Genomic DNA, 24,728 nt, shown 5'->3' on the forward strand with positions numbered 1-24,728 from the left:
GCGCGCCGTTTGTTTATGACGACCGGACAAAAGATCGAAACAACTCCAATGAAACTCGCTGATCTCGCCGCCATCGTGCCGGTCGCGCAGGGCCTGCCCGCCGACCTGGAGGTGACGGGTGTCACCTCGGATTCGCGTGCCGTGCGCCCTGGAATGGTGTTCGTCGCGGTGCCAGGCACGAAGGCTGACGGGTCTGCTTATGCGGCTGACGCCGAGGCCCGCGGGGCGGTTGCGGTGGTGGTAGGAAAAGCCGCCACCGTCGCTGCGCTGCTGGTGCCTCTTGTCGCCGTCGACGATCCGCGCCTCGCGCTGTCGGCCATCGCCGCGCGGTTCTATGGCCGTCAGCCGGACACCATGGTCGCGGTGACGGGGACCAGCGGCAAGACTTCGGTCGCCTCCTTCACCCGGCAGATTTGGGAACAGGCGGGGTTTTCGGCTGCGAGCATCGGTACGACCGGTGTGATCGCTCCCGGCCGCAATGAATACGGCTCGTTGACGACGCCCGACCCGGTTGCCCTGCACCGGTTGCTCGCTGAACTGGCGGAAGCCGGCGTCACCCACGCGGCGATGGAAGCCTCCAGCCATGGGCTCGACCAGCGACGGCTGGACGGCGTCAGGCTTGCGGCGGGGGCGTTCACCAACCTCGGCCGCGACCACATGGACTACCATCCGACGGTCGAGGACTATCTGAAAGCTAAGCTCCGGCTGTTCGACACGCTCCTGCCGAAAGGCGCACCGGCGGTGATCTTTGCCGACGACGCCTATTCCGCGCCGACGATCGATGCGGCGAAAGCCGCCAGGCTCGATGTCCTGACTGTCGGACGGCATGGCAATTTTCTTACGCTGAAGCGGGTTGAGCACGAGCGCTACCGCCAGCGCGCCGAAATTGAGCATCGTGGCGAGATCTTTGAGATCGACCTTCCGCTGGCCGGCGATTTCCAGATTTACAATGCGTTGGTCTCGGCCGGCCTGGCGATAGGGACTGGCACGGCTGCTGCCAAGGCATTGGCTGCTCTGGAAAAGCTCAAGGGTGCGCCAGGCCGTCTCGATCTCGTTGGCACCGACGCCAACGGCGCGCCGGTCTATGTCGATTACGCCCACAAGCCGGACGCACTGGAGAATGTGCTCGCCTCGGTTCGTCCGTTCACGACCGGCCGGGTGATCGTGGTGTTCGGCTGTGGCGGCGATCGTGATCGCGGCAAACGGCCGATCATGGGCGAGATTGCCACAAGGCTCGCCGATGTGACGATCGTCACCGACGACAATCCGCGCTCGGAAGTGCCGGCGGCGATCCGCGCCGCCATCCTTGCTGCTGCGCCGGGCGCCATCGAGATCGGCGACCGCCGCGAGGCCATTCACTCCGCTGTCGACATGCTCAGGGCCGGCGACACGCTGATTGTCGCGGGCAAGGGGCATGAGGAGGGACAGACGATCGGCAGCGAGACCCTTCCGTTCTCCGACCATGAGGAGGTGCGAAAAGCCCTCCGGGACCACGCCGCATGAGCCTGCTCTGGACCGCCGATGAAATGATCCGAGCGATGGACGGGCGGCCGTTGGGCTCGATGCCGGCTGGTATCGGCGGCATTTCGATCGATACCCGAACATTGAGGATCGGGGACGCATTCTTCGCCATCAAGGGCGAAGTGATGGACGGCCATGACTTTGCGACCGCCGCCATCAAGGCTGGCGCGGCGCTGCTCGTCGTCGCCGAAGGCAAGCTGCCGGCGTTGGGGCGGCTGACGGCGCCGATGATCGTCGTGCCGGACGTTCTGATCGGGCTGGAAAAGCTCGGTGTGGCTGCGCGCGGGCGCAGCAATGCCAAGATCATCGCGGTCACGGGTTCGGTTGGCAAGACGACCACCAAGGAAGCGCTGCGTCATGTGCTTTCGTCGGTGGGCAAAGTGCATGCCTCCGATAAGTCGTTCAACAACCATTGGGGCGTGCCGTTGACGCTGGCGCGCATGCCGGCCGACTGCGACTACGCGGTGTTCGAGATCGGCATGAACCATCCCAACGAGATCCGGCCGCTGGTTAAGATGGTTCGCCCGCATGTCTCCATCGTCACGCTGATCGCAGCCGCGCATCTCGGTTTCTTCAAAAGCCTCGACGAAATCGCCCAGGCCAAGGCGGAGATATTCGAAGGTGTCGAGCCGAATGGCTATGTGCTGCTGAACCGTGACGACAGCCGCTGGAAGCTGCTGGAAAAACTGGCGCGCGAGGCTGGCGTGAAGAATGTCGCCGGCTTCGGCGAGAACGCGCGTTCGCAGTTCCGGCTGATGAAATGCGATCTCTATGCCGACCACTCGGCAATATCAGTCAAGATCGGTAGTGATACGATCGAGGCGCGCGTCGGTGCGCCCGGCCGGCACATCGTACAGAACGCGCTCGCCGTGCTCGGCGCGGCGCGGCTTGTCGGCGCCGACATCGAAAGGGTCGTGTCGGCGCTCGGCAATCTCGTGCCGGAAAGCGGACGCGGCCGGCAGCATCGCCTCGACACCGACAGCGGCGCCTTCACCTTGATCGACGAGAGCTACAATGCCAATCCGGCGTCGATGAAGGCGGCTATCGAACTGCTCGACGCCACGCCGGTGGCCGCGGAGGGCCGTCGCATCGCGGTTCTCGGCGACATGCTTGAACTCGGCAGCCATTCGGCCAAGCTGCATGCCGGCCTGGCGCGGGTCCTCTCGGAGACCAGCACCGACATCGTTCTGATGGCGGGGCCGCAGATGAAGAATCTAGCGGACACGCTGCCCGGCGACATACGCAAGGAATACCGCGCCAGTGTCGACGACCTGAAGCCGATCCTGCTCGACGCCGTCGGCCCCGGCGACGTCGTCATGGTCAAATCCTCCAAGGGCATCGGCTTTTCGAAGCTGGTCGACGCGCTCCTCAACCGGTTCCCGGCGCATGCCGGCGGCCAGAAACCAACCTGACCGCGGTTCCGGGGGATAGGGGACAATGCTTACGCTTCTGGCGAATTTCGACGACCACATAAAGCTCTTCAATATCTTCCGGTACATCACCTTCCGGACGGGCGGCGCGCTGATCACGGCGGCCGTGCTGGTCTTCATCTTCGGCCAGCCGATCATCGATTCGCTGCGGGTCCGGCAGGGCAAGGGCCAGCCGATCCGTGCCGACGGACCGCAGACACATTTCAAGAAGGCCGGCACGCCGACGATGGGCGGGCTTATGATCATCTCCGGCATTGTCGGTTCGACGCTGCTGTGGGCCAACATCACCAGTGTCTATGTCTGGGTGGTGCTGCTGGTGACGCTCGGCTTCGGCGCGATCGGCTTCTATGACGACTATCTGAAAGTGACGAAGCAGTCGCATCTGGGCTTTTCGGGCAGGGCGCGTCTGGGGATCGAATTCGCGATAGCGGCGGTTGCCGCGTGGATCATCATGCATAACGGCCAGGCGCCATTCTCCTCGTCGCTAACCTTCCCCTTCATCAAGGACTTCCTGCTTAATCTCGGGTGGTTCTTCATTCCGATGGGCTGCATCGTCATCGTCGGCGCAGGCAACGCAGTGAACCTCACCGACGGGCTGGACGGGCTGGCAATCGTTCCGATCATGATCGCGGCCGCCTCGTTCGGCGTCATTGCTTATCTCTCGGGCAACGCGGTTTTTGCCGACTATCTGCAGATCCATTTCGTGCCGGGCACAGGCGAACTCGCCGTCATCCTCGGCGCGGTGATCGGTGCGGGCCTGGGCTTCCTGTGGTTCAACGCTCCGCCTGCGGCGATCTTCATGGGCGACACCGGTTCGCTGGCACTGGGAGGCCTGATCGGCACCATCGCTGTCGCCACCAAGCACGAGATCGTGCTGGCCATCATCGGCGGCCTGTTCGTCATGGAGGCGCTGTCGGTGATCATCCAGGTCGGTTTCTTCAAGATGACCGGCAAGCGGGTGTTTCTGATGGCGCCGATCCACCATCATTTCGAAAAACTCGGCTGGACCGAGAGCCAGGTGGTGATCCGGTTCTGGATCATCGCTGTCATCCTGGCGCTGGTCGGCCTCTCAAGCCTGAAGCTTCGGTGAGATCATGATCGCCGCGCGTTCCTTTTCCGGAAAGAAAGTCGCGCTCTTCGGGCTTGGCGGCTCGGGGATCGCGACGGCGCGCGCGCTGATCGAGGGCGGAGCGGACGTGCTCGCCTGGGACGACAATCCGGATAGCGTAGGCAAGGCCGCCGAGCAGTCTATTCCGACGGGCGATCTGCGCCCGGCGGATTGGCCGGGATTTGCCAGCTTCGTGCTGTCTCCGGGTGTGCCGTTGACCCATCCAAAACCGCATTGGACCGTCGAGTTGGCGCGGGGGGCAGGCGTCGAGATCATCGGCGATGTCGAGCTTTTTACGCGCGAGCGGATTGCCCGGGCGCCGGCCGCGCCATTCATTGCGATCACCGGAACGAATGGCAAATCGACGACGACGGCGTTGACGGCGCATATATTGAAATCGGCGGGACGCGACACACAGATGGGCGGCAATATAGGCCGCGCGGTAATGACGCTGGACGAACTGGAGGACGACCGTTTCTATATTGTCGAATGCTCGTCCTATCAGATCGACCTTGCGCCCTCGATCAATCCGACGGCCGGTGTGCTGCTCAACCTGACGCCCGACCATCTCGACCGCCACGGCACGATGCAGCACTACGCCTCGATCAAGGAGCGGCTGGTGTCGGGCAGCGAGACCGCGATCATCGGCGTCGACGACATCTACTGTGCCCAGATTGCCGACCGGCTGGAGAAAGCCGGAAAGCATGTCGTGCGCATCTCCAAGCGCCTGCCGCTGACGGATGGGTTTTTCGCTGATGGAACAAACCTCATGGAAGCGAGCGACGGCCGTTACGAGCGCATCGCCTTCCTCGAAGGGATCGGCTCGCTGCGCGGGCAGCACAATGCCCAGAACGCGCTGGCTGCGGTCGCGGCCTGCCTCAAGGTCGGACTGGACCTCGGCGAGATACAGTCGGGTCTGGAAAGCTTTCCTGGCCTGGCGCACCGGATGGAACAGGTGGGTCGCAAGGGAAAGGTGCTGTTCGTCAACGATTCCAAGGCGACCAATGCCGACGCCTCGGCGCCCGCGCTTTCCAGCTTTCCACGCATCTATTGGATCGCCGGCGGATTGGCCAAGGAAGGCGGCATCGAGCCGTTGCGTTCCTATTTCCCGCGCATCGCCAAGGCCTATCTGATCGGTGAGGCAGCACCCGCCTTTTCGGCAACGCTCGGCGAGGCAGTGCCCTACGAGATTTCAGGCACGCTCGACGCGGCCGTCGAACACGCAGCCAGGGACGCGGATGCCGATAGCGCGGGCGAGGCGGTGGTGCTGCTTTCGCCGGCCTGCGCCAGCTTCGACCAGTACCGCAATTTCGAGGTGCGCGGCGATGCCTTCCGCGCCGCTGTGCAGGCTATCGAAAACGTCACGCCCATCGGAGGGACACGCTGATGCAAACGAGCCGCCTGGATCGCAGCCCGGTCGCCGTCTGGTGGCGGACCATCGATCGCTGGTTCCTCGCCGCGTTCCTGATGCTGATGGGGCTTGGGGTGGTTCTTTCGTTCGCAGCCAGCCCGGCCGTGGCCGAGCGCATCGGCCTCGACAGTTTTCATTTCGCGACGCGGCAGATCGTCTACATGATCCCGGCGCTGGGCGCGATGCTGGCTGTGTCGTTCCTCACGCCGAGGCAAGTGCGGCGCATGGCGATCATCATGCTCGGCGTGTTCCTGCTCCTGATGGTGGCGGTGCTCTTCGTCGGCGTCGAGGTGAAGGGCGCGCATCGCTGGGTGTCGTTCGCCGGCATTTCCGTGCAACCGTCCGAATTCCTGAAGCCGGCCTTCGTGATCGTCTGCGCCTGGCTGTTTGCTGAGAAGGCGCGCAATCCGGCCATCCCCGGCAATGTGCTGGCCATGCTCCTGCTGTGCGTGGTCGTGTCTTTGCTGGTGCTGCAGCCCGATCTCGGCCAGACGATCCTGACGACCAGCACCTGGGGCGTCATGTTCTTCATGGCTGGCATGCCTTGGTTCTGGATCATCGCTATCGGCTCGTTGGCGGTAGTGGGTGCGTTCGGTGCCTACGTGACGTTCGACCATTTCGCCGGCCGCATCGATCGCTTCATGACCGGCGAGGGCGATTCCTATCAGGTGGACATGGCGCATGATGCGCTGCTCAACGGCAAATGGCTTGGCGTCGGACCCGGCGAGGGGCTCTACAAGAAGATGATCCCGGACAGCCACGCGGATTTCGTCTTCGCGGTGGCCGGCGAGGAATACGGCCTGATCATGTGTTTCCTGATCATGGCGCTGTTCGCCTTCGTGGTGCTGCGGGGCCTTAACACCGCGCTGAAGGAGCAGGATGATTTCACCCGCTACGCGGTGGCGGGGCTTGTCTGCGTCTTCGGTTTCCAGTCGATTATCAATATGGGCGTGAACCTGCAGATGATGCCGGCAAAGGGCATGACGCTGCCTTTCATCTCCTATGGCGGATCCTCTCTGATCGCGATTGCGATTTCGATGGGCATGGTGCTGGCGCTGACCCGCAAGAAACCCACGCGACGCATGCAGCCGGGCGCCGCCATGCTGGCACGCCATGCGCTTCCGGCCGAATAGCGGGACGGCATGGCCAAGGGCAACATTCTCCTGGCTGCGGGCGGAACCGGCGGGCATCTTTTCCCGGCCGAGGCGCTGGCGCATGAACTGACCGCGCGCGGCTGGACGATCCATCTGGCGACCGACGACCGGGCGGGACGCTATGCCGGAAGCTTTCCGGCGGCGGCAACCCATCCGATCGCTTCGGCGACCTTCGGCTCGCGCAACCCAATAAAGCTCGCCGGCGCTTTCTGGACGATCTGGCGCGGCGTGCGGCAGTCCTCGGATCTGATCCGCCGAATCAAGCCAGCCGCCGTCGTCGGCTTCGGAGGGTATCCGACGCTGCCGCCGCTCTATGCGGCAACGCGGCGCAAGGTGCCCACGCTGGTCCACGAGCAGAACGCGGTGATGGGCCGCGCCAACAAGGCCCTTGCGGCACGGGTGAATGCGATTGCGGGCGGGTTCCTCAAGACGGGCACGAGCGGTGTCGCCACGAAGATCGTCGAGACCGGAAACCCGGTGCGGCCGGCGGTGCTGGAGGCGGCGAGGACGCCATACCAGCCGTCGGGTCGCGGTGATCCGTTTCATCTGCTGGTGTTCGGAGGCAGCCAGGGCGCGCAGTTCTTTTCCGACGCAGTCCCGGCCGCCGTCGCAAAGCTTTCTTCCGAGCAGCGCAAGCGCCTGATCGTGACTCAGCAGGCGCGTGCCGAGGATGCCGACAAGGTCAAGAAAACCTATGCGGAACTTGGCGTTCCGGCTGAAATATCACCTTTCTTCACGGACATGGCGGCGCGTATCGCCTCGGCGCATCTGGTAATGTCACGGTCCGGCGCCTCGACCGTGTCCGAGATCGCGGTGATTGGCCGGCCGGCCCTGTTTGTGCCCTATCCCCATGCGCTCGACCATGACCAGGCGGCGAACGCGGCGGCGCTTGCGGCAGCCGGGGGAGGGCAAGTACATCCGCAATCGACGCTGTCTCCGGAGCGTATCGCGGACCTGATCGGCGGCCTGATGGACGCCCCCAAAGCGTTGGCCGGAATGGCGGCGGCGGCCAAGTCGGCCGGCAAGCCGAATGCGGCGCGGTTGCTCGCAGACCTCACAGAGGCTATTGCCGATGGAAGAAGTTTGAACGAATTCAAGGAGGACACTCGCGCATGAAGATGCCGCAGACCATAGGGCTGGTGCATTTCATCGGCATCGGCGGCATCGGCATGAGCGGCATCGCCGAGGTTCTGCGCAATCTCGGCTATCGCGTGCAGGGCTCCGACCAGGCCGACGGCGCAAATGTGCAGCGGCTGCGCGACAAGGGCATCGAGTGTTTCGTCGGCCATCGCGCCGAAAATCTCGGCGATGCCGAAGTGGTCGTGGTGTCGACGGCGATCAAGAAGAACAATCCCGAACTGGTCGCGGCGCGCGAGAAGCTGTTGCCGATCGTGCGGCGCGCCGAGATGCTGGCCGAACTGATGCGCTTCCGGCAGGCCGTGGCCATCGGCGGCACGCATGGCAAGACTACCACGACCTCGATGGTGGCGGCGCTGCTCGATGCTGGCGGGCTTGATCCTACCGTCATCAATGGTGGCATCATCAACGCTTACGGCACGAACGCACGCATGGGCGGCGGCGACTGGATGGTGGTGGAAGCCGACGAGAGCGACGGCACTTTCCTGAAACTGCCGGCCGACATCGCCGTGGTCACAAACATCGACCCTGAACATCTCGACCACTATGGCAGTTTCGACAAGGTGCGCGAGGCGTTCCGGCAATTCGTCGAGAACGTGCCGTTCTACGGTTTCGGCGTGATGTGCACGGACCATCCGGAAGTGCAGGCACTGGTCAGCCGCATCGAGGACCGGCGCGTCATCACCTATGGCGAGAATGCCCAAGCGGACGTGCGTTTCACCCGTCACCGCATGGAAAACGGTTCGTCGAAATTCGACGTGATCATCCGAAACCGCAAGAGCGGCGCGCAGACGGTGATCGACGGGCTCAGCCTGCCGATGCCGGGCCGGCACAATGTGTCGAACGCCACGGCCGCCATCGCGGTGGCGCATGAACTCGGCATTTCCGGTGCTGCCATCCGCAAAGGCCTGTCTGGCTTCGGCGGCGTGAAGCGGCGCTTTACGCCGACGGGAACCTGGAACGGCGTGCGCATCTTCGACGATTACGGTCACCATCCGGTGGAGATCAAGGCGGTGCTGAAGGCGGCGCGCGACGCGACCGACGGACGGGTGATCGCGATTGCCCAGCCTCACCGTTTCACGCGCCTGCACGATCTGTTTGACGAGTTTTCCGCCTGTTTCAATGACGCCGACACGATTCTCGTGGCGCCCGTCTATCCGGCGGGCGAAGAGCCGATCGAAGGTGTCAACTCGCAGGCGCTGGCGCAGCGCATCCGTGCGGGCGGGCATCGCGACGCACGCTACATAGACGGGCCGGCGGCGATTGCGCCAGCCGTGCGCGACCTCGCCAAGGACGGCGATTTCGTGGTCTTCCTCGGCGCCGGCAACATCACGCAATGGGCGTATGCCCTGCCGAAGGAACTCGGCGGCGAGGCGGCATGAGGCGCGGCCAGGTCCTGCTCGACCAGTTGGGCGAAAGGCTCGCCGGCCTGCGCGGGCGCATCACGCCCGACGCGGAGATGGAAAAGATCACCTGGTTCCGCGCTGGGGGCACGGCCGACGCACTGTTCCAGCCGGCCGACGAGGAGGATCTTGCCACCTTCCTCAGGGCTGTTCCGGAAGATGTCCGGCTCGTGGTGGTCGGCATAGGCTCGAACCTGCTGGTGCGGGACGGCGGTCTGCGCGGCTTCGTCATCCGCCTTTCCGCGAAGGGTTTTGGCGAGGCCGAGGTCATTGGCGATAGCCGCATACGGGCCGGCGCCGCTATGCCGGACAAGCGGCTGGCCGCGGTGGCGCTGGAGGCCGGTATAGGCGGCTTCCATTTCTACCACGGCATTCCCGGAGCGGTCGGCGGGGCGTTGCGGATGAATGCCGGCGCCAATGGCGTCGAGACGCGTGAGTGCGTGGTCAAGGTACGGGCGCTCGACCGGCAGGGCAATCTGCACGTGCTGTCCAATGCCGACATGGGCTACTCCTACCGCCACTCTTCCGCGTCGAAGGAGCTCATTTTCACCTCGGCGATTTTTGAGGGCTATCCGGAGGATCGCACCGCAATCAAGGCAGCTATGGATGCGGTGCAGCACCATCGCGAGACGGTGCAGCCTATCCGCGAGAAGACGGGCGGTTCCACCTTCAAGAACCCGCCTGGCACGTCGGCCTGGAAGGAGATCGATGCCGCGGGGTGCCGCGGCCTGATGATTGGTGGTGCGCAGATGTCGCCCATGCATTGCAACTTCATGATCAACACCGGTAACGCCACCGGCTACGACCTCGAATATCTCGGCGAGGCCGTGCGGGCGCGCGTGCTGGAGAATTCCGGCATCCGGCTTGAATGGGAGATCAAGCGGCTCGGCCAGTTCGCGCCGGGACGCAAGGTGCACGAGTTTCTGGGGCAGTTGCTGTAGAGACTGTCTTTCTTGCGCCATCTCTGCAACGTGGTTGGAAAAGTGCCAAGGCTCCCTTCTTGAATGTTGCAGTGCAGCATGGGTGGCGATACGGTGCCGTCGTCCTGATGGGAACGCCGCCTCATGCCACCTCGAACGCCTGCGACCAGTGCCGGCCAGTCATCGGGAAACGGTGGCGAGCTCTCCCGAAGTACTGAATCGAATGAGCAGGCACGGCGCGAGCCGATGCTCATCGATCTCGCGTTGCAAGGAGGCGGATCGCACGGCGCCCTCACCTGGGGTGTACTCGACCGCCTGCTGGAAGAAGATTGGCTGCGCATCGACGGCGTTTCCGGTACCTCGGCCGGTGCGATGAACGCGGCTGTATTGGCCGACGGTTATGCCGCCGGCGGCGCCGAAGGCGCGCGTGCCGCGCTCAATGCCTATTGGCGGTATGTGGCGGACGCGGCCCGCTTCAGCCCGTTCCAGCGCAGCCCGCTCGATATTTTGCTTGGGCGTTGGACGCTCGACACTTCGCCCATGTTCATTGCCATGGACCTCATGTCCCGGCTCTATTCGCCCTACGATCTCAATCCGGGGGGCATCAATCCACTGCGCGCCGTGATCGAGAAAGCGATCGACTTCGACCGTCTCAAGACTTCGCCAATCAAGGTGTTTGTCACTGCCACCAATGTGCGGACCGGGCGCGGCAGGGTGTTTCGCAACGCGGAAATCACGCCGGACGTGCTGCTGGCCTCTGCCTGCCTGCCGACCCTTTTCCAGGCGGTCGAAATCGACGGCGAGAGCTATTGGGATGGTGGCTATGCCGGCAACCCGACCATGACGCCGCTGGTGCGCGAACTCGATTCGGACGACACCATTCTGGTGCCGATCAACCCGGTCGAGCGCCCCGGCACGCCGCGCACCGCCGCGGATATCCTGAACCGCCTCAACGAGGTGTCATTCAACTCGGCGCTGCTCAAGGAATTGCGCATGATCGCGCTGTTGCGCCAGGTCGCCGACCCCGGCAACAGCGAGGGCGCGCAATGGGCGAAGATGCGCATCCATCTGGTGCCCAACTCCGTCATGGGCACGCTCGGCTACTCCTCGAAGCTGAATGCCGAATGGGATTTTCTCAGCATGCTTCGCGACGAGGGACGCAAGGCGGCCGACACCTTCCTGAAGGCCAACGGGCACAATATCGGCAAACGCTCATCCGTCGATCTCGACATCCTGCTCGAAGGGGTGTGAGACATGGGGCTTCTCGGCATCCTGCTTGGCCTTGGCCTGCTGATCTGGTTCGCCTATCGCGGCTGGAGCGTGCTGCTGCTGGCGCCGGTCTCGGCAGTGATCGCCGCCCTGCTGTCCGGCGATCCATTGCTCGCCAGTTGGACGCAGACCTTCATGGGCAGCGCGGCGAGCTTCGTCGGCCAGTTCTTCCCGTTGTTGCTGCTCGGCGCGTTATTCGGCAAACTCATGGAAGACAGCGGCGCGGTGACCGCCATCGCCGAATTCATGACCGAGAAACTCGGCGCCCGGCGCGCCGTCCTCGCGGTGGTGCTCGCCGGCGCAATCGTCACCTATGGCGGGGTGAGTCTGTTCGTCGCGCTGTTCGTGCTGGCGCCGATGGCCGAGGCGCTGTTCCGCGCCTCTGACATTCCGCGCCGGTTGATGCCGCCGGCCATCGCGCTCGGCACCTTCACCTTCACAATGATGGCGCTGCCAGGCACGCCGGCGATCCAGAATGCCATCCCCATGCCGTTCTTCGGCACCACGCCCTTCGCCGCACCGGGGCTCGGCATCATCGCCTCGGCGATCATGCTCGGCTTCGGCCTGTGGTGGCTTGCCCGTGCGGAAAAGGCCGCGCGCCGCGCGGGCGAAGGGTTCGGCGATATCGTGCTGGATATGCACGAAGTGGTTGCCGACCCGGTGCTGCGCGAGCGGGCAACCACGGCGCGCGAGTTCGATCCGGCGGAAGTCGAGCGGGGGCATCTCAGCGCCGACCGGCCGAGCATCGTGCTGGCCGCGCTGCCGCTGGCGCTGGTGATCGTCGTCAACCTGCTGATGTCCTTCGTTATCCTGCCGCGGCTCGATTTCGGTTTCCTGGCCGAGGAGCGGTGGGGCGGCGTCAGCTTCGCCGCCGTAAGCGGCGTCTGGTCGGTGGCGGTAGCGCTCGTCGTCGCCATTCTCGCGACCATCCTGATCAACCGGCGCCGCTTGCCCAAGCTGCGGGAGACCATGGACGCCGGCGCCAACGCCTCGGTGCTGCCGATCTTCAGCGTGGCGAGCCTGGTCGGCTTCGGCGCCGTCGTGGCGGCGCTGCCTGCCTTCGCGCTGGTGCGCGACTGGGTGCTGTCGATCGAGGGCGGCCCGCTTGTCTCGCTGGCAATAGCCACCAACATTCTCGCCGCACTGACAGGTTCCGCTTCGGGCGGTCTGACGATTGCCCTCGACTCCCTCGGCGCGACGTTTTTTCAGCGCGCCACCGAACTCGGTATCGACCCGGCGCTGCTGCACCGTGTGGCTGTGATGAGCGCTGGAACGCTCGACAGCTTGCCGCACAGTGGCGCTGTGGTCACGCTGCTGGCAGTCTGCGGCGTGACCCCGCGGCAGAGCTATCTCGACATCGTCATGGTAGCAATCGTCGGGGCTCTTCTTGCCCTCGGTGCGGTCATCGCGCTTGGCTCGGTGGTTGGCAGCTTTTAAGGCGCACGCAAAGGCGCGCGAAAGGCAATGTCGCCGACTGAAGCTGTCGCAGTGCAATCGTGCGGCAGCTTTGGGTCCATTCGACTGTTGCATCAATCACGGCCGACATTATCCCTCTCAAATCCCTATCTTTCCTGCCCTTGTCGACACCAGGCTGGGTGAGTCCAAAATGCCATAGTGAACGCGCGATTGGCCGCCGCCGGGTCTGAAAATTCGTTTGAATGAAATCAATGCTTGCCACGGGAATCATGCTCTGATTCTTTGGGTTGAGAGCGTTTCCTGATTTGAGTCGTGCGGCGCGTCACTGGTGAGGGGGTGTCACCAGAGGACTCGGATTCTGTTCAGGAAGCCGCGGTGGATGTGGCCTGCGTGGGGACGACGAAGCATGGAGAAAAAACACGTAGCTGTTCTGTATGGAGGTTTCTCCTCGGAGCGGCCCGTGTCCTTGTCTTCGGGAAAGGCTTGCGCCGATGCCCTTGAGGCTGTCGGCTACAAGGTCACCCGGCTCGATGTGGATCGCGATATCGGGGCGGTGCTTTCCGGGCTCAAGCCCGACGTGGCATTCAATGCGCTTCACGGGCCGTATGGTGAGGACGGCACGATCCAGGGTGTCCTCGAATATCTCGGCATCCCCTATACGCATTCGGGCGTGCTCGCCTCGGCGCTGGCGATGGACAAGGAACTGGCAAAGAAGATCGCCAAGGCATCCCTGATCCCCGTCGCGGAGTCCCGCGTCATGGATCGGCATTCGATCCAGAACCGGCACCCGATGAAGCCGCCCTATGTGGTGAAGCCGGTCAATGAGGGATCGAGTTTCGGGGTGGTCATCGTCAAGGAAGGGCAGTCCCATCCGCCGCAGGTGATTTCATCGCCTGAATGGAAATATGGCGACCGCGTGATGGTCGAGCGCTACGTCCATGGTCGTGAGCTGACTTGCGCGGTGATGGGGGATGTTGCGCTGGGCGTCTGTGAGATCGTGCCGACGGGCCATGCATTCTACGATTACGACTCGAAATACGTTCCCGGCGGCTCAAAACATGTCTGTCCCGCTAAAATTTCACTAAATATTTACCAAAAGATACAGACACTGTCCCTCAAGGCTCATCAAGCAATCGGCTGTCGGGGCGTCTCCCGATCTGACTTCCGCTACGACGACCGTCATTCCGAAAATGGCGAGGTCGTGTGGCTCGAAATCAATACTCAGCCGGGCATGACGCCGACATCGCTTGTTCCGGAAATCGCCGCCGAGGCGGGGCATTCCTTCGGTGAGTTGCTGAGTTGGATGGTGGAGGACGCGTCGTGTTCGCGTTGAAGACGGGGCATGGCAGGTTGATGGCCGGTGCATCGAGTTCTGGCGGCGGTCGGCTGGTCGACCGATTCCTGTTGCCGCGTTGGGCGAGGCGTCCCGCGCGGCTGTTCGCGCGTCTGGGAACCGGCGATTTCGTGCCGCCGCGCTATGCGGCAACGATGGCCTCGGCGCTGCTGTTCGCGGTGACCGGTCTTTACGGAACCTATGTCGGCGGCCACATGCCCGATGTGGCGCAAGCCGTCACCGCGCGCACTGGTTTCGCCGTCGATCAGGTCCGCGTTGTCGGTCATCGCGAGACCTCCGAGATCGATATCTTGGAAAAGCTGGATTTGACGGGCTGGACTTCGCTGATCGGTTTCGACGTCGACGAGGCGCGGGTGCGTGTGGCGTCACTGCCCTGGGTCGAGGTCGCCTCGGTGCGGAAGGTCTATCCCGAGACGCTGGAGATACGGATCACCGAGCGTGAGCCCTTCGCGATCTGGCAGCACGACAATCAGCTTTCGATCATTGGCCGCAAGGGCAATGTGATCGTTCCCTATGCCGGCGGACGGCATGCGAGCCTGCCGCTGGTGGTTGGCGCGGGGGCTGCCGAGCAGGCGGCCGGTTTTGTCGCGGAGATGGCGAAATATCCCGATCTCGCGGCAAGGGTGAAAGGCTACATACTGGTCGCCGACCGCCGCTGGAATCTGCGCCTCGACAACGGCATCACGATCAAGCTGCCGGAGACTGGCACCGACCAGGCAATTGCGCAGTTGCTGCGTATGAATCGCGAAAGCGGGCTGTTCAACCGGCAGGTCACATCGATCGACATGCGTTTCGCTGATCGCGTTGTGCTGCAATTGACGCCCGAGGCGGCGGAAGCGCGCGCGGCTGCGCTGAGCAATAGCGGCAAGCCGAAGAAAGCCAAGCCGGAGAAGCGCACATGAACTGGCTTGGCGGTCAGAAGGACGTCACGCAGCGAAAGGCCGGCATCGTCACCGTTCTTGACGTTGGTTCGACCAAGATCTGCTGTGTCGTAGCGCAACTCAAGCCCTGCGAGCCGAGCCAGCAGCTTCGCGGGCGCACGCACAAGGCCAAGGTGATCGGTATCGGCCACCAGAAATCTCATGGCGTGAAGTCGGGCGTGGTCGTCGATCTCGATCGCGCCGAGCAGGCAATCCGGCTTGCCGTCGACGCCGCGGAGCGTATGGCCGGCCTCACCGTCGATTCGCTGCTGGTCAATCTCACGTCGGGCAGGCTGAGGAGCCACACCTACTCGGCCACCATCAACCTTCGCGGCCACGAGGTCGACGAAAGCGACATCAAGCGTGTTCTGGCCGCGGGTGCCAAGCAATCTCTGAAGGCTGAACGTCAGGTCGTGCATGCGCTGCCGGTTGCGTTCTCGCTGGATGCGGAACGTGGCGTGCGCGACCCGCGCGGCATGGTGGGCGATACGCTGGGCGTGGACATGCACGTGCTGACCGGCGACGCCGCGCCGCAGCGCAATCTAGAACTGTGCATCAACCGTTCGCATCTTTCTGTGGAGCGCATGGTGGCGACGCCTTACGCCAGCGGTCTCGCGGCACTCGTCGATGACGAACTGGAAATGGGCGCCGCCTGCATCGACATGGGCGGCGGCACGACGACGATCTCGGTGTTCGCCGATGGCAAGTTCGTGCACGGCGACGCGCTCGCCGTGGGTGGAATGCATGTCACTCTGGATATGGCGAAGGGCCTGTCGACACGCTTCGACGATGCCGAGCGGCTGAAAGTCATGCACGGCTCTGCTCTGCCGGGCAGTGCCGATGACCGCGATGTGGTTTCCGTTCAGCCGATCGGCAGCGACGACAGCGAGGTGCCGTTGCAGGTGCCGCGCTCGGTGATGACCCGAATCATCCGCGCTCGCGTCGAGGAGACGCTGGAAATGCTGCGCGACCGGCTGAACAAGTCTGGCTACGGCAATGTCGTCGGCAAGCGTGTCGTGCTTACCGGTGGCGCGAGTCAGCTTGCGGGCTTGCCCGACGCGGCGCGGCGCATCCTGGGCCGCAATGTCCGCATCGGACGTCCGCTCGGCGTTTCCAGCCTGCCGGAGGCGGCCAAGGGACCGGCCTTCGCGACGGCTGTCGGTTTGCTGATCTATCCGCAGGTCGCAAGCTTCGAGAATGGCAGGATCAGTACGAGTTCCAAATTGCGTATGAGCGGAACGGGCGGCCGTTTCCAGCGCATGAGTCAGTGGTTGAGAGACAGTTTCTAAACTTCGGCGGGGCGAGCCCCATAAATCAGCCGCGGCGGCTACGCGGCAGGAAGGCAAAGGACGAGGACATGCCCATCAATCTCCAGAGACCGGACATCACCGAACTCAAGCCGCGGATTACCGTATTCGGCGTCGGCGGCGGTGGCGGCAACGCCGTCAACAACATGATCACGGCGGGTCTGCGTGGCGTCGATTTCGTCGTGGCAAATACCGATGCGCAGGCGCTCACAATGTCGAAGGCCGAGCGGCTGATCCAGCTTGGCGCCCATGTTACCGAAGGTCTCGGCGCGGGTTCGCAGCCGGAAGTCGGCCGTGCCGCAGCCGAGGAATGCATCGATGAGATCATCGACCATCTGTCGAACACCCACATGTGCTTCGTCACCGCCGGCATGGGTGGCGGCACCGGCACCGGCGCCGCACCGGTTGTCGCCAGGGCGGCGCGCGAGAAGGGCATCCTGACGGTTGGCGTTGTCACCAAGCCGTTCCATTTCGAAGGCCAGCGCCGGATGAAGACGGCGGATTTCGGCATCGAGGAATTGCAGAAGAGCGTCGATACGCTGATCGTCATCCCGAACCAGAACCTGTTCCGGCTTGCCAACGACAAGACCACCTTCGCCGACGCCTTCGCCATGGCCGACCAGGTGCTCTATTCCGGCGTCGCCTGCATCACCGACCTGATGGTGAAGGAAGGCCTCATCAATCTCGACTTCGCCGACGTGCGGTCGGTGATGCGCGAGATGGGCAAGGCGATGATGGGCACCGGCGAAGCTTCGGGCGAGGGCAGGGCGATGGCGGCGGCGGAAGCCGCGATCTCCAACCCGCTGCTCGACGAGACCTCGATGCGCGGCGCCAAGGGCCTGCTGATCTCGATCACCGGCGGCCGTGACCTGACTCTGTTCGAGGTCGACGAAGCGGCGACCCGCATCCGCGAGGAAGTCGACCAGGATGCCAACATCATCCTCGGCGCGACCTTCGACGAGGAACTCGAAGGCGTCATCCGCGTGTCGGTGGTCGCCACGGGCATCGACAAGTCGGCCGAGCAGATCGCGGCTGTGCCGATCAACATCCGCCAGCCGCCGAAGCCGGCTCCGCGCCCCATCGCGGCCGGCGAGGCCCAGCCGGCGCGGGCCGCCGATCCGGTCGCCGAGGCCATCCGCCTGGCCGAACAGAGTGCTGCGATGGCTGCTGTTCGTCCGCAGACGGCCCCGGCGGACGATTTCCGACCGCAGAGCAAGCTGTTCCAGGCTCCTGAACCCGCGGTGGCGCAGCGGGCGGTCGCGGTTGCGCCGCAGCCGCAGTTCCAGGCGGCCGAGGAGCCGGTTGTGTTGCAGCCCGTAGCAGTGCAGCCGGTCGAGCGTGCTCCTCAGCCCGCCCCCCAGCGTGAAGTTGCGCCCGTTGCGGCTGCGCCGCGCATGCCTCGTGTGGAAGATTTCCCGCCGATGGTGAAGGCCGAGGCTGAAGCCAAGGCCCGTCCCGTCGATCAGGAGGATCGCGGTCCGATGGGTCTGCTCAAGCGTTTGACGGTTGGCTTGACCCGTCGTGAAGAAGAGCCGGCAAAGCTTGAACCGGCGCAGCCGCGCGAACCCAGGCTGCGCCAGCCGGCGCCGGAAGCGCGCCGCCTCAACAGCCAGGACCCGCAGCTTTATGCACCGCGCCGCGGCCAGCTAGACGACCAGGGCCGCCTGACGCCGCAGGCGCGTGCGACTCATGAAGACGATCAGTTGGAGATTCCGGCCTTCCTTCGACGCCAGGCCAACTGAACCGTAAACGGCTGTTAAGGAGTGTGTGCGGACAGGCTGAAAACAGCCTGTCCGCATTTTCCATATAATGAGGGAAATCAAGAGCTTACGGCCGGCACAAACTGCCCTGTCGCGGTAACACAGAGTAAGAAACCGTGATTTGTGACGACCCTGCCGGAAGTCTATCTTCAAGGCTGAAAGATGGCAGGAATTGGATTGGTTGAGCCAAAGCCGCTTCTGCCTAGAAAATGCCCGCGGGGAGTTGGGATGGAGCCGCGGTTTCAGGCATGAAGCGCATATGGGGATAAATTTGCACGACTATCAAACCACGGTGAAATCGTGCGCGACATTGTCCGGCATCGGCGTTCATAGCGGCAAGCCTGTCACGATCCGTTTCAATCCCGCAGAACCCGACACCGGCGTTGTATTCGTCTATACGGGCGAGCATGGCGCAGGGCGTCAGTTGCCGGCACTGGTCTCGGAAGTCGGCGCGACCGCGCTCTGCACCGTGCTTGGCGAGCCTTCCGGCTTTCATGTGGCGACCGTAGAGCATTTGATGGCGGCCCTGCTGGGTCTCGGCATCGACAATGTTCTGATCGAAATCGACGGCAATGAAGTTCCGGTCATGGACGGCAGCGCTGCCATGTTCGTCGATGCCATCGACCAGGCCGGCATCGAGACGCTGGACGTGAAGCGCCGCTACATCCGTGTCGTCAAGCCCGTGCGCATTGACAGCGGTGCCTCCTGGGCGGAGTTTCGGCCGTATCGCGGCACGCGCTTCGAGGTCGAGATCGATTTTGACAGCCCGGCCATCGGCCGTCAGGCGTTCGCCGCCGACATCGATCCCGTCTCGTTCCGGAAGGATATGGCTCGGGCGCGGACCTTCGGTTTCATGCGCGACGTCGAAAGGCTGTGGGCAGGCGGCTATGCGCTCGGGTCGTCGCTCGAGAATTCGATCGTGATCGGCGACGACAACCATGTGATCAACATGGAAGGCCTGCGTTATTCCGACGAGTTCGTGCGCCACAAGACTCTCGATGCGATGGGCGATCTGGCGCTTGCCGGCGCGCGTTTCATCGGCTGCTTCAAGTCGTTCCGTGGCGGCCACCGCCTGAACGCGGCCGCGTTGCGGCATCTGCTGTCCGATCCGACGGCATTCGAGATCGTCGAGACCAACCGCCGCTCGCGCGGTCGTGGCGCCGAGATGATCGCGGTCAACGCTCCCGTCTACGCGCCCTGGGTGCTCTGAGGCGCGTTTCGCGAAGGCGGGCCGGGCAGGCTACCCTAGCCGAAACACTTGTTCGACATGCGCCATGTTTCGGTGCCGGTGAGCACTGAAACATGGCCGTTTTGGCTTGGCGGCCGGAAATCCTGATGGTTTGTTTACCATTTTTCGGCAGCCTCTTTCCCTAAGGTTGACGTGGATTGCGGCAAGGAAACCGCACCAAGGCCACAAAAAAGCGCCATTGCGGCCCGATAGCGTTGCCGTGGCGAGCTGTTCTGGTTAAGGCTGCCCGCCTTCGCTTGGCCAAGAGGGGCGAATCGACAATATGACGTTTGTTACTGCTGCTTCAGCCCGTGGACGGATTCGGCGGGCCTTGTTGACCGCCACGGTCGTCGGCGTGCCCCTTGTCTTGTCCGCGTGCCAGTCGGATGACGACATCGATTTGTCGACCTATGTCGAGCAGACCGAGCCAGCGGACGTTCTCTACAATCAGGCCCTGGCCAACATGGATGCGGGCCGCCTTACCGAGGCGAGCCGCAAGTTCAACGCCATCGACCGCCAGCACCCCTATTCGGAATATGCGCGCAAATCGATGGTGATGGGTGCCTTCGCCAATTATCGCCAGGGCAAATATGACGACGCGATCGCGTCGGCCAAACGCTACGTTTCGCTCTATTCGAACACGCCCGACGCGGCCTATGCCCAATACATCATCGGGCTGTGCTATTTCCGCCAGATCCGTGACGTTACCCAGGATCAGAAGGAATCGCGGCGCACCATCGAGGCCATGGAAGAGCTGATCCAGCGCTGGCCCGATTCGGAATATGTGGACGACGCCCGCACCAAGATTCGCTTTGCCCGTGACCAGCTCGCCGGCAAGGAGATGCAGACCGGTCGTTATTATCTTGAGCGGCGCGAATACATCGCTTCCATCAAGCGCTTCCGCTACGTCGTGGAGAACTATTCCAACACGCGCCACATCGAAGAAGCACTTGCCCGCCTGACGGAAGCCTACATGGCGATGGGCCTCACGTCCGAAGCGCAGACGGCGGCGGCGGTCCTTGGCCAGAACTATCCTGACAGCCAGTGGTACAAGGATTCCTACAAGCTGCTGCAATCGGGCGGACTTGAGCCGCGTGAGAACCAGGGTTCGTGGATTTCCAAGGCTGGGGCGCTCATCACCGGCGGCGCCTGATTTCCGTCGCTGTCGAACCGGCAATTTCCCATGTGCCTGGATGTGGCGCATGGACATTTGCTGTATGCGCGTTGGGCTCCGCGTCGGTCGCACACAATCCTGAAATCATGCTATTGGCCGCTTGCGGGTCTTTGCCCATTCTGCCCCGCGCTGTGATGCCGATCCCCGAGCTTCAAGGGTTGTGATGCTGGCGCGTCTTTCGATACGCGATATCGTCCTGATCGAACGGCTGGACATCGATTTCGCGTCCGGCCTGTCGGTTCTGACGGGCGAAACGGGCGCGGGCAAATCCATTCTTCTCGATGCGCTGTCGCTGGCGCTCGGAGCACGTGGCGACGCCTCGCTGGTGCGCCATGGCGCGGCGCTGGGACAGGTCACGGCGGTGTTCGACGTGCCGCGCAACCACCCCGCGCGCATGATGCTCACGGACAATGCACTGGATGACGACGGCGACATCATTCTGCGGCGCGTGCAGACCGCCGACGGGCGTACGCGGGTCTTCGTCAACGATCAGCCGTCCAGCGTAACGCTGATGCGCGATATCGGCCGGGCGTTGGTGGAGATTCACGGCCAGCATGACGAGCGGGCGCTGGTCGACGCGAGCGCGCATCGCGACCTGCTCGACTCTTTCGGTGGTCATGTCGGCGAGGCGCGCGCCGTTGCCGCCGCGTGGCGGCGTTGGCGCGACGCGGAACAGGAGTTGGGGCGCCATCGGGCGAAGGTCGATGCGGCGGCGCGGGAGGCGGATTTCCTACGCGCCTCGGTGGCCGAGCTTTCCAAGATCGATCCGCAGCCTGGGGAGGAAACGGATCTCGCTGAGATGCGTGCCTCGATGATGCGCATCGAAAAAATTGCGTCCGAAATCAAGGACGCACAGGACGTATTGTCTGGCGCCAACTCGCCATTGCCGCAGCTTGCCAGTCTTTTGAGACGATTGCAGCGCAAGGCCCAGGATGTGCCTGGCCTGCTTGACGACGTGGTCAAGTCGCTGGACGAGGCGCTGATTTCGCTCGATGCCGCTCAGTCCGGCGTGGACGCGGCGCTGCGCGCGACGGAATACGATCCCGAGCGGCTTGAGCGGGCCGAGGAGCGGCTGTTCGCGCTGCGCGCGGTAGCACGAAAGCACAATGTGCAGGTCGACGATCTGGCGCAGCTTCGCGACGCCATGGTGGCTGACCTTGCCGATCTCGACGCTGGCGAGGAGCGACTGCACGGGTTGGAAGGACAGGCAGCGGCTGCGCGTGAAGCCTACGACAAGGACGCCGCGCATCTTTCCGAACTGCGAAGATCGGCCGCTGCCGGCCTCGAAGCGGCTGTCATGGCGGAACTGCCGGCGCTCAGGCTGGAGCGTGCCGCTTTCATCGTCGAGCAGACGCGCGAGCCGGACAACCGGGCGCAAGAGGGCATCGACCAGATCGAATTCTGGGTGCGGACTAATCCCGGCACACGGCCGGGGCCGATGATGAAGGTCGCTTCGGGGGGCGAGCTTTCGCGCTTCCTGCTGGCGCTGAAGGTCGCGTTGGCCGACCGTGGATCGGCGCCGACGCTTGTGTTCGACGAGATCGATTCGGGCGTCGGCGGCGCGGTGGCCGACGCAATCGGCCAGCGGCTGTCCCGGCTGGCGCGAAAGGTGCAGGTGCTGACCGTGACGCATGCGCCACAGGTGGCAGCTCGCGCGGAGACGCATTTCCTGATCTCGAAGTCTGGCGGAACGGAGCGGGTGTCGACCACCGTCGCCGAGATCGACCGGCCGTCGCGGCAGGAGGAGATCGCCCGTATGCTGGCCGGTGAGACGATTACCGAGGAGGCCAGGGCTGCGGCTGAGCGGCTGCTCAGTGCGACGTCGCCTGTCAGTTGAAGCGTCGGCGGCGGTTTACTTTTCTCGGGATTTTGCCGAAAAGTTTTCGGCGTTCGCGTCCCGAAAAAAGAAGACTGTCCTCATGGCCGCCCCTCAAACTCCCGTCGAAGACCTCTCTCAGGAACAGGCGGCCGAGGAATTGGCGCGGCTGGCGGCGGAGATCGCCGAGCACAACCGGCGTTATCACCAGGAAGACGCGCCAATCATTTCGGACGCCGAATACGACGCGCTGACGAGGCGTAACGCGGCGATCGAGCAGCTTTTCCCGGATTTGGTGCGGCCCGACAGCCCGACTGGCTCGGTCGGTGCGCCGCCGGCGGAGGGTTTTGCCAAGGTGCGGCACGCCGTGCCGATGCTCAGCCTCGCCAAGGCTTACACCGACGAGGACGTGGTCGACTTTCTGGAGCGCGCAAAACGGTTCTTCGAGCGCGACAAGGATTTTGACATCGCGTTCACCGCCGAGCCGAAGATCGATGGACTGTCGGCCTCGTTGCGCTATGAGAAGGGCGTGTTCGTCCAGGGTGCGACGCGCGGCGACGGCACGGTCGGCGAGGACATTACTGCCAATTTGAAGACCATCGCCGATATCCCGCACAGGCTGAAAGGGGCGGGCTGGCCGGAGACGATCGAGATTCGCGGCGAGGTCTATATGACCTACGCGGAGTTCGAGGCGCTGAAGGAACGTTCGGCTGCGGCCGGAGGCCAGGACTATGTCAATCCGCGCAACACGGCGGCCGGTTCGCTCCGCCAGAAGGACGCGTCGGTCACCGCCAGCCGCAACCTGAAATTCTTTGCCTATGCCTGGGGCTACACGACCGCCGATCCGGCGCCGACGCAGTACGAGTCGGTGCAAAAATTCGCCGACTGGGGGTTCCGGATCAGCCCGCTGATGATCCGCGCCAAATCCGTCGAGGAACTGATCACGCAGTACAAGCTCATCGAGTCGCAGCGCTCGTCGCTCGGCTACGACATCGACGGCGTCGTCTACAAGGTCGACCAGCTCGAGCTGCAGCGCCGCTGGGGTTTCGTCACCGGCGAGCCGCGCTGGGCGGTCGCGCACAAATTCCCGGCGGAGCAGGCAACCACCGTGCTCCGCCAGATCGACATTCAAGTCGGCCGCACCGGGACGCTAGCGCCTGTGGGAAGGCTCGACCCCGTGACGGTCGGCGGCGTCACCGTGGTCAACGTGACGCTGCACAACGAGGATTATATCGCCGGGATCGACAGCAATGGGCTGCCCATCCGCGGCGACGAACCGATCGATATCCGCATCGGCGACACCGTCGTCATCCAGCGGGCGGGCGACGTCATTCCGCAGATCGTCCGGGTTGAGCTGGAAAAGCGGCCGGCCAATGCAACCCCCTACCGCTTTCCCGACAAGTGCCCGGTGTGCGGATCACCGGCGACGCGCGAGATCAACGAGAAAACCGGCAAGGAGGATTCACGGCGGCGCTGCACGGGCGAACTGATCTGCGCGGCACAGGCGATGGAATCGCTGCGCCACTTCGTCTCGCGCGGCGCGATGGACATCGAAGGTCTGGGGACGGAGAATATCGACCTTTTCTTCAACGCCGGGCTTATCAAGACCGCCGCCGACATCTTTACGCTGAAGGACCGGCGTGCCGATGTGCAGCGCGCACTTGCCGAACGCCGGGAGGAGCAGGCGCGGCAGCGCGAGGCGGCCTCGGGCAAGACGCGCAAGAACGTGCGCGGCGCCGAGGAGCGCAATTTCGAGGGCTTGGAGAAGCTTTTTGCGGCAATAGATCAGCGGCGCGAGCCGGAGCTCGACCGCTTCATCTTCGCGCTCGGCATCCGCCACATCGGCGAGACGACGGCCGCGCTCTTGGCAAAGACATTTTCGACCGTCGAGGAATTCATCCGCGTCGGCAAGGAGACGGCCGCGGCCGAAGACCCGCACACAGTCTTCCCGTCGATCAACGGCATCGGCGACACGGTCATCGGTGCCCTCATCGACTTCTTTGGCAATGAGCGCAACGACGCGGTGCTCGACGCGCTGCTCGCCCAGGTCCATCCAAAACCCTATGTAGTCAGCGTTTCGGCCGGCAGCCCGGTGGCGGGCAAGACCGTCGTCTTCACCGGATCGCTGCAAAAAATGTCGCGCGGCGAGGCGAAGGCGATGGCCGAGCGGCTCGGCGCAAAGGTCGCAGGCTCGGTGTCGGCCAAGACCGATCTCGTTGTGGCCGGTCCAGGGGCCGGCTCGAAACTCAAGCAGGCGACCGATCTCGGTATCGAGGTGATCGACGAGGACCAGTGGTTCGAGCGGGTGGCGCAGGCGTGAGGCCGTCTGTTGGCCGCATCACCAGATTCGGCAGATCAGCGATATCAAGTTCACCGTTGCTGATCGTTTGGCTCAAGCGA

General features: G+C 63.8%; 18 protein-coding genes. All 18 read left to right on the forward strand.

Going from position 1 to position 24,728, the window contains the following annotated elements; genetic code table 11:
• Positions 1 to 48 precede the first annotated feature (48 nt).
• The 18 genes from ABMA59_RS03060 (at position 49) to ligA (ending at position 24,648) form a co-directional block, all read left to right on the forward strand.
• Positions 49 to 1,503 carry a UDP-N-acetylmuramoyl-L-alanyl-D-glutamate--2,6-diaminopimelate ligase gene (locus ABMA59_RS03060; protein ID WP_349003815.1) on the forward strand — a complete coding sequence of 485 codons (1,455 nt, stop codon included), beginning with the start codon at positions 49 to 51 and terminating at the stop codon, positions 1,501 to 1,503.
• On the forward strand, positions 1,500 to 2,933 hold the full coding sequence (locus ABMA59_RS03065; RefSeq protein WP_349003816.1) for a UDP-N-acetylmuramoylalanyl-D-glutamyl-2,6-diaminopimelate--D-alanyl-D-alanine ligase: 1,434 nt from the start codon (positions 1,500 to 1,502) through the stop codon (positions 2,931 to 2,933). Before ABMA59_RS03060 ends, ABMA59_RS03065 begins: the two co-directional genes overlap by 4 nt.
• Before the next feature lie 25 nt (positions 2,934 to 2,958).
• Positions 2,959 to 4,041 (forward strand): phospho-N-acetylmuramoyl-pentapeptide-transferase, encoded by a 1,083-nt coding sequence (gene mraY / locus ABMA59_RS03070; protein ID WP_349003817.1) that lies wholly within the window; start codon positions 2,959 to 2,961, stop codon positions 4,039 to 4,041.
• Positions 4,042 to 4,045: 4 nt separating this feature from the next.
• The gene (gene murD, locus ABMA59_RS03075; RefSeq protein WP_349003818.1) at positions 4,046 to 5,446 is read left to right on the forward strand and encodes a UDP-N-acetylmuramoyl-L-alanine--D-glutamate ligase; all 1,401 of its coding nucleotides are present in this window, start codon (positions 4,046 to 4,048) and stop codon (positions 5,444 to 5,446) included.
• Positions 5,446 to 6,603, forward strand: a complete 1,158-nt coding sequence (ftsW, locus tag ABMA59_RS03080) for a putative lipid II flippase FtsW (RefSeq protein ID WP_349003819.1) — start codon at positions 5,446 to 5,448, stop codon at positions 6,601 to 6,603. Before murD ends, ftsW begins: the two co-directional genes overlap by 1 nt.
• Positions 6,604 to 6,612: 9 nt before the next feature.
• On the forward strand, positions 6,613 to 7,740 hold the full coding sequence (gene murG, locus ABMA59_RS03085; RefSeq protein ID WP_349003820.1) for an undecaprenyldiphospho-muramoylpentapeptide beta-N-acetylglucosaminyltransferase: 1,128 nt from the start codon (positions 6,613 to 6,615) through the stop codon (positions 7,738 to 7,740).
• Positions 7,737 to 9,143 carry a UDP-N-acetylmuramate--L-alanine ligase gene (gene murC / locus ABMA59_RS03090; RefSeq protein ID WP_349003821.1) on the forward strand — a complete coding sequence of 469 codons (1,407 nt, stop codon included), beginning with the start codon at positions 7,737 to 7,739 and terminating at the stop codon, positions 9,141 to 9,143. Before murG ends, murC begins: the two co-directional genes overlap by 4 nt.
• Complete coding sequence (gene murB / locus ABMA59_RS03095) at positions 9,140 to 10,105, forward strand: UDP-N-acetylmuramate dehydrogenase (protein ID WP_349003822.1); 966 nt, start codon at positions 9,140 to 9,142, stop codon at positions 10,103 to 10,105. Before murC ends, murB begins: the two co-directional genes overlap by 4 nt.
• Positions 10,106 to 10,330: 225 nt before the next feature.
• Entirely contained in the window at positions 10,331 to 11,335 is a 1,005-nt protein-coding gene (locus tag ABMA59_RS03100; protein ID WP_349003823.1) for a patatin-like phospholipase family protein, read from the forward strand.
• 3 nt (positions 11,336 to 11,338) lie between these two features.
• Positions 11,339 to 12,790, forward strand: a complete 1,452-nt coding sequence (locus ABMA59_RS03105; RefSeq protein ID WP_349003824.1) for a GntP family permease — start codon at positions 11,339 to 11,341, stop codon at positions 12,788 to 12,790.
• 385 nt (positions 12,791 to 13,175) lie between these two features.
• Positions 13,176 to 14,102 carry a D-alanine--D-alanine ligase gene (locus tag ABMA59_RS03110; protein ID WP_349003825.1) on the forward strand — a complete coding sequence of 309 codons (927 nt, stop codon included), beginning with the start codon at positions 13,176 to 13,178 and terminating at the stop codon, positions 14,100 to 14,102.
• Positions 14,090 to 15,025: a cell division protein FtsQ/DivIB gene (locus tag ABMA59_RS03115; RefSeq protein ID WP_349003826.1), complete on the forward strand. Its 936-nt coding sequence runs from the start codon at positions 14,090 to 14,092 to the stop codon at positions 15,023 to 15,025. Before ABMA59_RS03110 ends, ABMA59_RS03115 begins: the two co-directional genes overlap by 13 nt.
• Positions 15,022 to 16,332, forward strand: coding sequence for a cell division protein FtsA (gene ftsA / locus ABMA59_RS03120; RefSeq protein WP_349003827.1), 1,311 nt, complete (start codon positions 15,022 to 15,024; stop codon positions 16,330 to 16,332). The genes ABMA59_RS03115 and ftsA overlap by 4 nt, the downstream gene beginning before the upstream one ends.
• Before the next feature lie 68 nt (positions 16,333 to 16,400).
• A complete protein-coding gene (ftsZ, locus tag ABMA59_RS03125; protein WP_349003828.1) occupies positions 16,401 to 18,092 on the forward strand; it encodes a cell division protein FtsZ in 1,692 nt (563 codons plus the stop codon).
• Between the two features lie 277 nt (positions 18,093 to 18,369).
• On the forward strand, positions 18,370 to 19,320 hold the full coding sequence (gene lpxC, locus ABMA59_RS03130; RefSeq protein WP_349003829.1) for a UDP-3-O-acyl-N-acetylglucosamine deacetylase: 951 nt from the start codon (positions 18,370 to 18,372) through the stop codon (positions 19,318 to 19,320).
• A gap of 301 nt (positions 19,321 to 19,621) precedes the next feature.
• On the forward strand, positions 19,622 to 20,491 hold the full coding sequence (locus tag ABMA59_RS03135) for an outer membrane protein assembly factor BamD (RefSeq protein ID WP_349003830.1): 870 nt from the start codon (positions 19,622 to 19,624) through the stop codon (positions 20,489 to 20,491).
• A gap of 184 nt (positions 20,492 to 20,675) precedes the next feature.
• Positions 20,676 to 22,349: a DNA repair protein RecN gene (gene recN / locus ABMA59_RS03140; RefSeq protein ID WP_349003831.1), complete on the forward strand. Its 1,674-nt coding sequence runs from the start codon at positions 20,676 to 20,678 to the stop codon at positions 22,347 to 22,349.
• 82 nt (positions 22,350 to 22,431) lie between these two features.
• Positions 22,432 to 24,648 carry an NAD-dependent DNA ligase LigA gene (gene ligA / locus ABMA59_RS03145; RefSeq protein ID WP_349003832.1) on the forward strand — a complete coding sequence of 739 codons (2,217 nt, stop codon included), beginning with the start codon at positions 22,432 to 22,434 and terminating at the stop codon, positions 24,646 to 24,648.
• Positions 24,649 to 24,728: the final 80 nt, after the last annotated feature.

The organism is Mesorhizobium yinganensis, assembly GCF_040081985.1.
Lineage (GTDB): Bacteria > Pseudomonadota > Alphaproteobacteria > Rhizobiales > Rhizobiaceae > Kumtagia > Kumtagia yinganensis.